Raw genomic sequence first — 13,939 nt, 5'->3', positions numbered from 1 at the left:
CCCAAAAATTCCCAAAATTGAAATCTCTTATTTTTTTATGTTTATAATAACAGTTCTTTTACCTTACCTACCAGCGCCTCAATGTAAGTATCCACTGTTTCCTGTGTTTCCCCTTCTACCATTACTCTTATCAAAGGTTCCGTTCCGGAAGCTCTCACCAGTATTCTTCCTTTTCCTTCGATTTCTTTTTCTTTCAGCTTTATAAAATCCATAAGCTCTTTATTTTCAGTCCATGTTTGTTTCTTCTCTTTTGAAACTACAGTATTTACCAGTTTTTGCGGCCATAATTTTATATCTTCCACAAGCTCGCTCAATTTTTTCCCGCTTTCCTTTATTGCAGCTACAAGCTGTATTGAAGAAAGGACACCGTCTCCTGTAGTGTTATAATCAAGCATAATTATATGTCCTGACTGCTCTCCGCCGAGATTCAGACCATGTTCTTTCATTTTTTCAAGTACATATCTGTCTCCTACATTGGCTCTTATAAGTCCTATTCCGTTTTTATCAAGATGCTTTTCAAATCCCATATTACTCTGTACAGTTGTTACTAATTTATTAGAGTTAAGTATTCCTTTGTCCTGAAAGTTTTTTGCAATAACAGATATTATCAAATCTCCGTCTACTATGTTTCCTTTGTCATCTACAGCAATTAATCTGTCTGCATCCCCGTCATAAGCCAGCCCGAGATCAGCCTTGTACACTTTCACCACTTCCTGTAACAGCTCGGGATGCGTAGAACCGCAGTTTACATTTATATTTTTCCCGTTAGGTATATTATTTATAACAGTAACATCAGCTTTTAATCTGTGGAAAATTTTCGGTGCAACTCTGTAAGCAGCTCCATTGGCAGTATCTACCACTATTTTCATTCCCTTAAAATCTGTTTTCAGTGTTGATGTCAGAAAATTAAGATATTCTCTCATATCGTCTTCCACATATTTAAATCTCCCCAGATCATCACCGGAAACCTGATACTTCAGTAATTCTGCCCTGTCTTCCATCAGTCCTTCTATTTCTTCTTCCACTTCGTCGGGAAGTTTATAGCCGTTTTGGCTGAAAATCTTTATTCCGTTATCCTTTACCGGATTATGCGAAGCCGAAATCATTATTCCCGCATCTGCTCCAAGGTGTCTTGTAAGATATGAAACACCCGGTGTAGGCAACACTCCCACAAAATCAATATGAATTCCCATTGATGTCAGTCCCGAAGCCAGGGCTGATCTTATCATGTATCCTGATATTCTGGTATCTGTTCCTAATATAATTTTTGGTTTTGTTGTTTTTTTATTATTTTTTTTCAAATAATAGCCCAGTGCCAGTCCAAGATCCGTAACCAGATCTATAGTAAGATCCTTATTTGCTTCCCCTCTGATTCCGTCTGTTCCAAAGTATTTTCTAGCCATATTCCCTCCAAATTCATAATATATATCTACAGGTTATAATAACACCATTAAACTATATTTTCAAGAGTAAAATTAGTATTATTTTATCTTTTGAAATACAGGTGCGATCATTAATTCTATCTGTTCTGAATCCCGGAAATCATCTTTTCCCGAATAACATATCCCTGCATATTTCTTTTACCTGTTTCAGTTATTCTCCAGCCACTCCACAAAGCCCAGAAATACTTCCAGTTCTGTAATCTGCTGCAGATATCTGAAATCAATAAATTTTCCGCTTTTTTTATGCAAAAAAAATTCTGCATCCCACATTTCAGTTTCTATAAAGCCGGCTTTAGGATCATATTTAAAAGTCTCGTATCTTTCTATATTTTCCCTGAAATATTTCAGCTTGGCAAAACAAAACTGGTATTTTCTAAACAATATTTCCATTATCCCGTTGCTTTTCAAAAATTTATGGCTGAAATAGATTCTCTCAGGAGTATTATTCTTATTTGTATACCATCTTAAATCCTCTGTACTGAAAAGCCTGTACTTTTCCATAAATTTTATTTTCTCCGGAGTCAGTTCCAGTTCGCTTTTAAGCTCTCTGTCTCTTTCTTCCTGAGAAAGCTTTTTGTAATCCATAATCTGCCCCCTGTTTACATTTTTAAATCTTTGTTATATTTTACCATAAACATAATTTTTTATACAGAAAAACAATAGAATTATTTTTCCCAATATTGTAAAAGCTGTAAAATATCTAAACTATAATTATCCGGTTTTATAAAAATTATTTTTCGTAAAATTAAAATAAAATATTCTGCTGTTCAAAAGCTGTTATTTAGTTGACTTTATGCCAAATACATGGTATTATCAGTCATAAAACAATGGGGAATTTTATGCACTTTTTTTTGTGTCAATATGCCTTTTCGGCAGGCCCTTTATTAAAAGTTTTGTGTATAGGCCGCTATACACATTTTTTTTACAAAATTCCATAAAATAAGGAGTAATATATGTATAATTATTATAAAAGTGCATTATTTAAAAAAGCATTATTCTTCGGACGTATATTGCTGGTTTTTCTGCTTATATTCATAGCTTTCAAAATCGCAGTATTTCTTTCGCCTTTTGTACTTGCTATTCTCTTTTCCATGGTAGTTACCAGAATAGCAAAACTCTTGAACTTAAAGCTGAAACTGCCCAAAAAGATAAGTACCGCAATTGCTTTGTTAATTGTATTTGCATTTGTAGTAGGTCTTATTTCCCTGATTGTTACGAAACTGATACTTGAGATATACAGTCTTTCATTTAACATCAGTACTTATGCGCAGGAAATAAAGCTTTGGATAGATAACTTCATGAACTTTATGAACAGAGGAACTATAATTCTGGATAAAATTCCGGAACAAATATTAAATCAGCTGAAAGGCTCGGTAAGTGACATTATTTCCATGGCAACATCAAAAATAAGCGTTCTGCTTAATAATGTTCTGTCGTTTATCACTTCACTGCCAAATGTTGTTATTTACTTTTTTGTTACTGTTATAGCCACTGTTTTTATGAGTCTTGATAAACAGAATATAATTTTATTCGTAGAAAAGCAGCTTCCTGTTTCATGGCTGAACAAAATATATACACTAAAAAACGATCTTCTGTCTGTAGTAGGCGGTTATCTGAAAGCACAGGCTATGCTTATTACTATTTGCTTTTTTGAATTGCTTATAGGGCTTAATCTTTTCCACTTTATGGGCTTAAATGTACAGTATCCTCTTACATTTGCCATTATTATATGTGCAATAGACGCCCTGCCTATACTTGGCGCCGGGGCATTTATGATCCCATGGATAGTTGTATCCCTTATAGTAAAAGATTTTAAAATGGCTGTTGCTTTATTAATTTTATATGTTATTGTTACTGCAGTAAGACAGCTGCTGGAGCCGAAATTATACAGTAAAAATATCGGCGTACACCCTTTGATAACTCTTTTATCAATGTACACAGGACTGAAACTCGCTGGCTTTATTGGAATTATCATGGGTCCTGCTGTTGTTATCATATTGAAAAATGTATTCCATGAAGATCTGGAAAAAGGATTTTTTAAAGGGATATTCGGAAAAAAAGAAAAAATCGAAACTGAAACTGAGAATAAAAGCGAAAATGAAAATAATACAAATGCATAACAGAAAGGATTAGAAAACATGGAAAAAAAGAACTGGTATAATCTTTCCGTTGAAGATACTGTAAATCTGCTGAATACTAATCTTACAGAAGGTCTCACAGAATCACAGGTTGCAGAAAAAGTGGAAACTTACGGATATAATGAATTAAAGCAGGGAAAGAAAAAGACTTTTCTTCAAAAATTTCTTGCTCAGTTTAAAGATACGATGATTATTATTTTGATACTTGCAGCTGTAATATCAGGAGTGGTAGGTATTCTTGAAAGTAAAGAGCCTGTAACGTCTGTTCTTGATTTTCTGGGAAAAATAAGCGATTCTTTTATTATATTGTTAATTGTTATAGTAAATGCTGTTATAGGTGTTTTGCAGGAAAATAAAGCTGAGAAGTCACTTGAAGCCTTGAAAAAACTCAGTTCTCCTGTTTCCAAAGTATTAAGAGGCGGACAGATACTCATGCTTCCCGGAAAAGAACTGGTTCCCGGAGATGTGGTAATACTCGATACAGGTGATTATATTCCTGCTGATCTGAGACTTTTTGAAGCTGCTAATCTGAAAATAGAAGAAGCTTCGCTGACAGGAGAATCTGTTCCTGTGGAAAAAATAACTGCTGTTATAGAGGAAACGGACATTCCTCTTGGAGACAGAGATAACCTCGCATTTTCAGCCAGTCTTGTTTCATACGGGCGTGGAAAAGGTATTGTTGTAGAAACGGGAATGAATACAGAAGTAGGGAAAATAGCCGCTATATTGGACTCTACAGAAGTTACACAGACTCCTCTGCAGAAAAGACTTGATAAACTAGGAAAAATGCTAGGAATTGCCGCCATTGTGATCTGTGTGCTTATGTTTATTATAGGAAGCAGTTATGGAAAAGAGCCTATGCACTTATTCCTGTCAGCAGTGAGTCTTGCTGTTGCTGCGATACCCGAGGGTCTTCCTGCTATTGCTACCATTGTACTTGCTATTGGTGTACAGAGAATGGTTACAAAGCATGCCATTGTAAAAAGACTCCCTTGTGTAGAAACGCTGGGAAGTACCACTGTGGTGTGTTCTGATAAAACCGGTACCCTTACACAAAATAAAATGACTGTGGAAAAAATATATTTTAATAATAATACTGTTGATGTGGCAAATATCAGTGCGTTAGATGATGAATTGAGACTTCTTATTACTTCAATTGTTCTCTGCAATGATTCCAAGATAATTACCGAGGATGAAAAAACAAAGGTGACGGGTGATCCTACAGAGACTGCACTAGTAGATTTAGGGTTAAAGTTTTCCCTTGATAAAGATGATCTTGAGAACAGTGAACTGAGAATTGACGAGATTCCTTTTGATTCTGAAAGAAAGCTTATGTCTACAGTTAATAAAGATACAAAAACAAACACTGTAAAAGTTTATACCAAAGGTGCCGTTGACGAGCTTCTGAAAAGATGTAACAGAATACTTATAAATAATGAAGTAAGAGAACTAACAGAAAAAGATACTGCTGAAATCCTGAAAGCCAATACCGATATGGCTGAAAATGCTTTAAGAGTATTAGGGACAGCTTATAAGGAAACAAGCAGCGAATCTGCAGATAATGCGGAAACTGAACTAATATATATTGGTATGGTAGGAATGATAGATCCTCCAAGACCGGAAGTAAAATCTGCTATTGAAAAATGTAAAACTGCCGGTATAAAAACGGTTATGATCACAGGTGACCATAAGATAACTGCTTCTGCTATTGCCAGTGCTTTAGGTATTCTGGAAAATGACGATGAGGCAATTACAGGTGCCGATGTGGAGAAAATGACAGATCAGGAACTTGAAAACAGAGTAAAAAGTATTTCAGTATATGCCAGAGTTTCGCCTGAGCATAAAGTAAGAATAGTTAAAGCGTGGCAGAAACACGGAGATATCGTAGCCATGACAGGTGACGGTGTTAATGATGCACCAGCTCTGAAAACTGCTGATATAGGTGCTGCCATGGGAATAGTGGGAACTGATGTTTCCAAAGAAGCTGCTGATATTATACTTACAGATGATAATTTTGCTACTATTATTTCTGCTGTAGAAGAAGGAAGAAGAATTTACGATAATATTCTAAAAGCTATACAGTTCCTTATTTCCAGCAATATCGGAGAAATTATCGTATTATTCTTTGCCACTCTTGTAAACTGGGTGGAACCGTTAATCCCTATACATATTTTGTGGGTAAACCTGATCACGGACAGCCTTCCGGCGCTTGCTCTGAGTTTTGACCCCGCAGAGGACAATATTATGAAAAGATCACCTATTCCGGCGAATACGGGAATCTTTACCAAAGGTATGATCTACAGAATTGGTTATCAGGGTACCATGATTGGTATACTTACACTTATTGCATACAGAATCGGTATACACGAGGATCCTTCCAATATTATCCTCGGGCAGACTATGGCATTTGCTGTTCTGAGTCTTTCACAGCTTGTGCATGTATTTAATATAAGATCAAAAACAAATTCCATATTTAAAACAGGAATATTTAACAATAAATATCTGGTTTATGCTGTATTATGTTCATTTGTACTTATGCTTGCAGTATTATTTGTTCCGTTTTTACAGGATATATTCAATGTAGTTACTCTGTCAGGAAGAGATACTCTGATTGTTGTGGTTTTATCCTTCATGCCGATAGTGATTGTAGAATTACTGAAACTATTCAGACTAAATTCATTTAAGGATGAGAATTAATATATAATAAGGGGGGTCTCTGCACCCTCTTCTTTTTAAAATATTATTGTTACAAATATACATTTAATGGAGGTTTATCAAAATGCTTTCTAATTTTACAAAAGGAATAGTTATTGGCATAGGTGCCATACTTCCGGGAATAAGCGGCGGTTCTCTTGCTGTTATATTCGGACTTTATGAAAAACTCATACACTCTGTAAGCAATTTTTTCAAAGATCCGAAGAAAAATTTTATTTTCCTTGCTGTTGTTGGTTCCGGAGCCTGTCTTGGAATAGTTTTATTCAGCAATGTTCAAAAGTTTCTGTTTACCCATTATGAAATACCTACGATGTTTTCACTCTGCGGACTTTTTCTGGGTACCATACCGGGACTTTTCAAGCAGGCTAATAAAAACGGGTTCTCTGTTTTCTGCCTTATCCCGTTTTTTATTGCATTTGCAGTTTCTATATTTTTTTCTTTAGCAGGAAACAGTGATATGGAAGTAGAAACTGAAGATTTTTATCTGAATTTCAGGAACTTCTTATATATATTTATTACAGGTGTCATAATGGCAGGGCCCTTGGTAATTCCGGGGATCAGCGGAACAGTTCTTCTTATGCTTATAGGAGCATACGGAATTTTTCTGCAAATGATTGCAGATATAAAATATATTTTTCTGTTTCCTTTTGTCTCAAAATCTATGCACGGAGAAATTATCAATAATATTTTGATTCTGATTCCTCTTTGTCTGGGTCTTGCAGCAGGTGCCTTATTGTTTTCAAAATTAATGGATTTTCTGTTTAAAAAATCATACAGTTTTACATATTATGCAGTTTTGGGATTTATGCTCGGGTCTGTTCCTGAACTGATTCCAGGGTATTCCGGGAATTTCTTCGTTTATATTACAGGAATCCTGCTGTTTTTAGCCGGACTTGTTCTTTCCTTGAAATTCAATGCTAAATATAGCGGGTGAATTTAGGGTTGTGCTTTATAATAGATAGTAATTTAAAAGGGCTGAGTTTCATGGTATATGGAATTCAGCCTTTGTGGTCTTCTTAAAATAAATATCTATTTTACAGATCATTTCAAAATTTGTGCGTATTTTTTCTTTAATTGTTTAGATTTTTATTATCTACTAATCTTACCATCATTTGTTTCATAAGCGTTATGATTTATTTCAGTACAATTACTCGTAATTCTCCTATAATTTTTATAAAAAAACTCTAACCAATAGATTGAGCATTTTCATAGACTTTTCTAAATTCAATTTTCGACTTCCATAATCATAAACTATTTGTTTTAATATTTCAGAAGAATTAGGCAAACTTTTCAACTTTTTTATTTCTTCTTTTAAAAGCGAAATATATTTATCATTTTCTATTTCTAAATATTTTTCTGCGAGTCTCTCTAAATCATTGTAATCCATGCTCCAATTGAAATAACACTCAATAAAATATATTAAACATGGGTAATTTTCGTTCATTTTCCACTCCCCTTATAAAAAAATTTCCTATTTCCATTTATCATCTGCTAGTAAGTGCTTTAGTTAAAATTTAGTAAAATCTGATGTAATATTTTTTATATCACTTACTTTAACAATTAAATTATAAAAATTTTCATCTATAAATGCTTTACCACTCAACCGATTTTATTTTCTTACTTAATTTATAATTATTATTTTTGGAAAACAAAGCCGAATCTAAAATATTTAATTAAACTTCATCCAAAACCCATACCCACCATTCTACACAATTTTCACGTGAAACACCGAAACACCATAAAAAAAGGCGGCGTATCACTACAGCGCCTAATCTCAGTTATTCTGTTGTTTCCAAAGAAAACTTCCCTATTTTCCCGCTTCTGTAATCTCTTAACAGAAAACGCGAAACTTTATTATAATTTGTTTCTTCTTTTTTTATTATCCCTAATCTTTCCTCAAGAATTTCGAGTATTTCATGATTTTCCTTATCTTCGATCTCTGTTTCTAGATTATAAACCTTCACCAGTTGACTCAGTCTGCCTGTTCTTCTCATTCTGTCTATAAAAACTGATGCTACTTCTTCTATTGGCAGTATATCATCTTTAATAGAACCAGTAATTGCCAGACTGTATCCTACCTCAGGATCATCAAACTTCGGCCATAAAACTCCGGGAGTATCCAAGAGTTCCAGTTTATCACTCGCTTTTACCCACTGTTTCCCTCTTGTAAATCCGGGCTTATCTCCCACTCTGGCTTTCGTCTTCCCTGCGAATTTATTTATCAGCTTCGACTTACCCACATTGGGAATCCCGGCTATAAGAGCTCTTACTTCTGTTTTCCTAAGCCCTTTTTTCTTAGCTTTCTCTAATTTTTCAATATATATTTCATCCACTATTTTTTTTAATTCATTCAAATTAGTTCCCTTTTCAGCACTAATCGCCAGAACATAGTCGGAAATATCATTTTTTATAAAATACTCTTTCCAGTTCTCTACTTCTCTTTCATCAGCGAGATCCACTTTATTCAGTACTGTAAGCCTTTTCTTATTCTTTGCAAGCTTGGAAATATCAGGATTCTTACTCGAAAGAGGAATCCTTGCATCCAGTACCTCTATTACCAGATCTACAATTTTCAGATTTTCTGCAATTGTTTCCTTTGTTTTTTTCATATGACCGGGGTACCAATTTATACTCATTCCTCTTCCTCTTTCTTTGATTTTATAAGTAAAACTATTTCCCCTTTCAAAGGCTTTTTCTCAATTCTGTATATTAAATCTGTCACATTGCCTCTGATAACCTCTTCGTATATCTTCGTCAGCTCTCTGGTTATGACCACATATCTGTTGCCAAGATATTCATTTATGTCTTTTAATGTTTTCAATATTCTGTTTGGAGATTCCAGTATTATAATGGTTCTTTCCTCTTCTTTCAGCTTGTTAAACAAAGTCTGTCTCCCTTTTTTCTTGGGAAGAAAGCCTTCATAAGCCATCCTTCTGAGGTTCATCCCGGAAATACTCGCTCCGGCTATTATAGACGAAGGTCCCGGTATTGTAACCACTTTTATATCATTTTTATGTGCTTCATCTACCAGCTCATAACCCGGATCTGAAATACACGGCATCCCTGCGTCTGTTATCAATGCGATATTTTTACCATCTTTCAGAAGATTTATTATATTTTCTATCTGATGACTTTTATTATGCTCATGATATTGATAAAGAGTATTTTTTATTTCATAATGATCCAGTAACTTTCTGCTTACCCTTGTATCTTCCGAAAAGATATAATCCACACTTTCCAGAGTTTTTACGGCTCTGTATGTCATATCTTCCATATTTCCAATAGGCGTCCCCACTATATACAGCATTTTATCTCCTATTTTATCTTTTTCTCCATCTCTTCTACTGCTCTTTTTAACTGCACGTCTCCTGCTGTTATTATTTTGTCAGTTTCTTCTTTTCCTTTTTCTTTTTCCAGATATGTTCTTATTTCTTTCATTCTGTTTTGTCTTGCTTCTTCACTGTCATTAGCATAACCTTTTATTGAAAGAACTTCTTCCATATCTACTTTTATATCAGGCTCTATTCCTTTTTCATGTATATAGTTACCGTTTGGTGTAAAGTATTGTGCAACCGTAAGCTTTATTGCGTCTCCGCCTTCAAGCGGCATTACTTCCTGCACTATTCCCTTACCAAAAGTTTTCTGTCCTATAATTGTTCCTCTTTTATAGTCTTTTATTGCTCCTGTAACTATTTCAGATGCTGACGCACTTCCTCCGTTTACAAGGATTATAAGAGGAAAATTCCCAAGATTAGGCATTGTTCTGTTATATCTTGTTTCCTGACCGTTTTTATACTTCAAATATACCACAAGATCCTGTGTTATAAATAATGAACTTATGTCCTGAGCTTCTTTCAGCGATCCTCCCGGATTTGATCTCAAATCAAGTATAAGACCTTTCATTCCCTGAGACTGAAGCTGCTCTATATGCTTTTTCAATTCTGCACCTGTATGGTTTCCAAATTTAAGAAGACTCACATAGCCTATCTGATCCGGAAGCATTTTGCTTTCTACCATCTCAAGCTTAATTGTATCTCTTATTATTGTTACCACAAAAGGATTTTTTACGCCTTCTCTGACTACTTCCACATCCACTTTTGTTCCCTGTTTACCTTTTAACAGATTTACTGTTTCAGTAGCATTTAATGGTATGATATCTGTTTTGTCTACTTTTATTACTTTATCACCGATTTTCATACCTGCTTTAGCAGCCGGACTCCCTATAAACGGAGATACTACCACAAGCGGAGCATCTTTTTTCTTGTCAATTGACATTCCTACTCCCACATACTCACCGTCAAGGTCTTCAGTAAAACTTTCAAGGTCTTTTTTTGTAAGATATTCAGAATACGGGTCATCCAGCCCGTTTACTATTCCTGTCATAGCATACTCATAAAGCTCTTGTTTTGTGGGATTTTTCTTCCCGACGAATTTTTGCTGTACGATATTTATAATATTAGTAATTTTATTCAGATTTGCTGAATCCTTAAAATAACCTGCAGGTTCTGAAACTGCTGCCTGCTGCTGCTTTGTATTATCAGTTTTGGCGTCAGTTTTTTTTGCCGCTGTTGTGCTGCACAAAATTGGAAGACTCAATAATATAACCATTATTGTAGTCAATAACACATATTTTTTATTTTTCATATGATTTTCTCCTTTATTTGTAATATATTCCAGTACCTGCCGGATAAATTTATATTTTTAAATATTTCATTTCCAAGGTACTTATACCTTATCTGAGCAATTTGATCATAAAACCCTTATAATTAGTATTGGAAGTTAGCCATCAAAATCATTTTTTATATAACTTATTTTCTGTGCTGCTATGCTATTTTTCAGATATAAATTTTAATATAAAAAACTCCCGATTATAAACTATAACATTTTTCCGACTTAATTTCCAGTGTTTTGTCTTATTCGTACTTAACCGGTCTTTCTAATGACAGCACCAAAACGCTTGTCTTCTGCCGATTTATTTAAGTATTTTAAAGTAAGACAATTTTCATTTATTTTTTAATAAATTTTATCTGCTGCTATTGCTTTCAGCTGATTAAGCTTTTATGCTCTTTATATATCAAAACCTTATTATCAAAGTATTGGCTCAAATAAAGATAAATATTCTATATTTCCTTTTGTCCCCGTAATCGGCGACTCTATTACCTCAAGCACTTTAAATCCGCATGCCAGTGCTTCTTTTATTACACTTTTTATTGCTTCATCACGATATTCCTCTTCTTTAACTATTCCGTTTTTCCCGATTTTATCTTTTCCCACTTCAAACTGAGGTTTTATCAGTGCTATAATTTTTCCGTCGTCTTTCAGGAATTTTTTGAAATATTTAAAAACAGATGTGAGTGATATAAATGAAACATCTATCACAATGTAATCCGTCTTTTCATTATTTATATCATCTATAGTAAGATCCTTTATGTGCATTTCCTCAAGGGATTTCACCCTTTTGTCATTTCGAAGTCTCCAGTCAAGCTGATTTTTCCCTACATCCACGCCGTATACAAAATCTGCTCCGTTCTGTAAGGCACAGTCTGTGAAACCACCAGTAGAAGCTCCTATATCCAGAACTTTTTTATTATTAAAATCAAGACTCCAGTATTCCAAGGCTCTTTCCAGCTTCAGACCACCTCTGCTTACATATTTCAATTTCTCCTTGATCCTTATATTAAGTTCCTGATTATCTTTAATCATTGTTCCTGCTTTGGTGACTGCCTGCTCGTTTATGATTACATTTCCAAGCATTATTTCTCTTTTAGCTTTTTCTCTGCTGTCAAAATAACCTTCCTCCACAAGATACGTATCTAGTCTTCTTTTCATTTTCCCAACACCTTTGTTAATATATCTTCAAGCAGTGATTCTCCTGTAAGTTTTTCGTCATTCAGCAGCTCAGACCTCTTACCATGCGGCAAAAACTTCTGTCTTATGCCTTTTCTTATAATTCTGGTGTCTATGCCTGAATCACTCACGTATTCAAGTATTTCAGTACCAAATCCGCTTTTTTCTATCCCATCTTCCAAAATCAGTACTTTTTTATACTTAGGAAATTCCCTTTTTATAAATTCCGTATCAAAAGGTCTTACCCATGCTGCACTGACTACAGCAGCATCTATTTTTTCATCAAGTTTATCTTTTATTTTCATTACTTCGGAAAACATTGCCCCGCATGCTATTATCATACATTGGCTGCCTTCGCTGATTTTATTCCACTTACCATATTCATAAGCAGGGAATTCATAGTCAAGAGGTGTATCCTTTGGTATACGTATCGCAAGGGGAGTATTTATATTTAGTGACATATCCAGTATTTTGTTGAATTCTTCCCGTGATGTAGGTGCTGCTATATCAATATCAGGTATTGTAAGCAGATAAGCTATATCAAATATCCCCTGATGTGTCTTCCCGTCATCAGCCACTGCCCCGGCTCTGTCCAAAATAAATCTCACAGGAAGCTTTAATATTGCCACATCATGTATAAGATGAGAATATGCCCTCTGTAAAAATGTAGAATATATTGCCACATAAGGTTTCATTCCCTCTTTGGCAAGTGCCGCGGCAAAGGTCACAGTATGCCCCTCTGTCATTCCGGTATCATACACTCTGTCCGGATAATTTTTCCATACATTTTTCAGTCCTGTTCCTTTTATCATTCCCGAACTTAAAGCGATTACTTTACTGTCTTTGGCAAAAATTTCTTCCATTTTTGTTCCGAATACATCTGAATAAATCTGTGATTTTCCTATTGTTTCACCTGTCTCTTTGTCAAAAGGCCCGATCCCGTGAAAACTCTCAGGATCTGCCTCTGCCGGTGAATATCCCATTCCCTTTTTAGTTTTTATATGAATAACCCTTGTTCTGTCTTTTGGGTTTTCCTCTAAAATTTTTATCAGCTTTTCCAGATTATGCCCGTCTATAGGTCCTATATAGTCATAACCCAGTATATTAAAAAATCCGCCTGGAGTCACAATAGATCTTAATGACTGTTCTGCTCTTTCAGTCGGTTTTACAATAGGTTTGGTTATATGATATCTGCTTAGTGCATACCGCAGATCCTTACGTAATTTCAGATAAAAATGACTGTTTATTACTTTGTTCAATATTCCGGATATAGCTCCTACATTTTCCCCTATTGACATCTCATTATCATTTATTACGATTGTCAGATTTTTTAATTTACCATTTATGTCATTTAAGGCTTCAAGAGTAGTCCCGTTTGCAAAAGAAGCATCACCTATAACTGCTGTTATATTTTTATCAGGATTAGCAACTGCCAGCCCTGCTGATACAGACAAAGCATTCCCGGCATGGCCGCTTATAAACTGGTCGTGAATACTCTCACCCGGGTCGGTAAACGGCCCCAGTCCCCCTCTTTTTCTTATTGTATGAAACTCATCTCTTCTGCCTGTGAGCATCTTATGTACATATGACTGATGTCCCACATCCCAGACTACCTTATCTTCAGGTGAATTATACACATAGTGAAGTGCTACGCTCAGTTCCACCACTCCGAGATTTGGTCCCAGATGCCCGCCGTTTTTACATACAACCTCTATAATCTCGTTTCTTATATCCTGGCATAAAGTGTCCAGCTCTTTTATGCTCATTTTTTTCAAATCTTCCATGTGTTTGTTCATC

Annotated in this window: 11 protein-coding genes; 3 read left to right on the top strand and 8 right to left on the bottom strand. The window is 34.9% G+C overall.

Annotation, left to right across the window (positions count from 1 at the left end):
- Positions 1-41 precede the first annotated feature (41 nt).
- The gene (glmM, locus tag NK213_RS06070; RefSeq protein WP_253347867.1) at positions 42-1,403 is read right to left on the bottom strand and encodes a phosphoglucosamine mutase; all 1,362 of its coding nucleotides are present in this window, start codon (positions 1,401-1,403) and stop codon (positions 42-44) included.
- Between the two features lie 186 nt (positions 1,404-1,589).
- Positions 1,590-2,027, bottom strand: a complete 438-nt coding sequence (locus tag NK213_RS06065; protein ID WP_253347865.1) for a hypothetical protein — start codon at positions 2,025-2,027, stop codon at positions 1,590-1,592.
- Between the two features lie 368 nt (positions 2,028-2,395).
- On the opposite strand from NK213_RS06065, the gene ytvI reads away from it, so the two are divergent.
- The 3 genes from ytvI to NK213_RS06050 all read left to right on the top strand — a co-directional run bounded on the left by ytvI (position 2,396) and on the right by NK213_RS06050 (position 7,229).
- Positions 2,396-3,562, top strand: coding sequence for a sporulation integral membrane protein YtvI (gene ytvI, locus NK213_RS06060; RefSeq protein WP_253347863.1), 1,167 nt, complete (start codon positions 2,396-2,398; stop codon positions 3,560-3,562).
- An 18-nt stretch (positions 3,563-3,580) separates the two neighbouring features.
- Entirely contained in the window at positions 3,581-6,277 is a 2,697-nt protein-coding gene (locus NK213_RS06055) for a calcium-translocating P-type ATPase, SERCA-type (RefSeq protein ID WP_253347861.1), read from the top strand.
- 82 nt (positions 6,278-6,359) lie between these two features.
- Positions 6,360-7,229 (top strand): DUF368 domain-containing protein, encoded by an 870-nt coding sequence (locus tag NK213_RS06050; RefSeq protein ID WP_253347859.1) that lies wholly within the window; start codon positions 6,360-6,362, stop codon positions 7,227-7,229.
- A gap of 237 nt (positions 7,230-7,466) precedes the next feature.
- On the opposite strand, the gene NK213_RS06045 is transcribed toward NK213_RS06050, so the two are convergent.
- The 6 genes from NK213_RS06045 to dxs form a co-directional block, all read right to left on the bottom strand.
- Positions 7,467-7,739, bottom strand: a complete 273-nt coding sequence (locus tag NK213_RS06045) for a contact-dependent growth inhibition system immunity protein (RefSeq protein WP_253347857.1) — start codon at positions 7,737-7,739, stop codon at positions 7,467-7,469.
- Between the two features lie 334 nt (positions 7,740-8,073).
- The gene (ylqF, locus tag NK213_RS06040) at positions 8,074-8,931 is read right to left on the bottom strand and encodes a ribosome biogenesis GTPase YlqF (protein ID WP_253347855.1); all 858 of its coding nucleotides are present in this window, start codon (positions 8,929-8,931) and stop codon (positions 8,074-8,076) included.
- Positions 8,928-9,602, bottom strand: a complete 675-nt coding sequence (rsmI, locus tag NK213_RS06035) for a 16S rRNA (cytidine(1402)-2'-O)-methyltransferase (protein WP_253347853.1) — start codon at positions 9,600-9,602, stop codon at positions 8,928-8,930. The genes ylqF and rsmI overlap by 4 nt, the downstream gene beginning before the upstream one ends.
- Positions 9,603-9,610: 8 nt before the next feature.
- On the bottom strand, positions 9,611-10,939 hold the full coding sequence (locus tag NK213_RS06030; protein WP_253347851.1) for a S41 family peptidase: 1,329 nt from the start codon (positions 10,937-10,939) through the stop codon (positions 9,611-9,613).
- Positions 10,940-11,383: 444 nt separating this feature from the next.
- Entirely contained in the window at positions 11,384-12,124 is a 741-nt protein-coding gene (locus NK213_RS06025) for a TlyA family RNA methyltransferase (protein ID WP_253347849.1), read from the bottom strand.
- On the bottom strand, positions 12,121-13,926 hold the full coding sequence (gene dxs / locus NK213_RS06020; RefSeq protein ID WP_253347847.1) for a 1-deoxy-D-xylulose-5-phosphate synthase: 1,806 nt from the start codon (positions 13,924-13,926) through the stop codon (positions 12,121-12,123). Before dxs ends, NK213_RS06025 begins: the two co-directional genes overlap by 4 nt.
- Positions 13,927-13,939: the final 13 nt, after the last annotated feature.

Source organism: Sebaldella sp. S0638 (assembly GCF_024158605.1).
Classification (GTDB): Bacteria; Fusobacteriota; Fusobacteriia; order Fusobacteriales; family Leptotrichiaceae; genus Sebaldella.
The sequence above is the reverse complement of the archived record's forward strand: the minus strand, read 5'-3'. Positions and strand labels throughout refer to the sequence as shown.

What these genes read in the sequence shown, in the direction of transcription:
- NK213_RS06030 (WP_253347851.1), bottom strand. Translation starts at nt 10,939, where the DNA reads ATGAAAAATAAAAAATATGTGTTATTGACTACAATAATGGTTATATTA.
- NK213_RS06065 (WP_253347865.1), bottom strand. Translation starts at nt 2,027, where the DNA reads ATGGATTACAAAAAGCTTTCTCAGGAAGAAAGAGACAGAGAGCTTAAA.
- NK213_RS06045 (WP_253347857.1), bottom strand. Translation starts at nt 7,739, where the DNA reads ATGAACGAAAATTACCCATGTTTAATATATTTTATTGAGTGTTATTTC.
- NK213_RS06055 (WP_253347861.1), top strand. Translation starts at nt 3,581, where the DNA reads ATGGAAAAAAAGAACTGGTATAATCTTTCCGTTGAAGATACTGTAAAT.
- rsmI (WP_253347853.1), bottom strand. Translation starts at nt 9,602, where the DNA reads ATGCTGTATATAGTGGGGACGCCTATTGGAAATATGGAAGATATGACA.
- dxs (WP_253347847.1), bottom strand. Translation starts at nt 13,926, where the DNA reads ATGGAAGATTTGAAAAAAATGAGCATAAAAGAGCTGGACACTTTATGC.
- glmM (WP_253347867.1), bottom strand. Translation starts at nt 1,403, where the DNA reads ATGGCTAGAAAATACTTTGGAACAGACGGAATCAGAGGGGAAGCAAAT.
- ylqF (WP_253347855.1), bottom strand. Translation starts at nt 8,931, where the DNA reads ATGAGTATAAATTGGTACCCCGGTCATATGAAAAAAACAAAGGAAACA.
- NK213_RS06025 (WP_253347849.1), bottom strand. Translation starts at nt 12,124, where the DNA reads ATGAAAAGAAGACTAGATACGTATCTTGTGGAGGAAGGTTATTTTGAC.
- ytvI (WP_253347863.1), top strand. Translation starts at nt 2,396, where the DNA reads ATGTATAATTATTATAAAAGTGCATTATTTAAAAAAGCATTATTCTTC.
- NK213_RS06050 (WP_253347859.1), top strand. Translation starts at nt 6,360, where the DNA reads ATGCTTTCTAATTTTACAAAAGGAATAGTTATTGGCATAGGTGCCATA.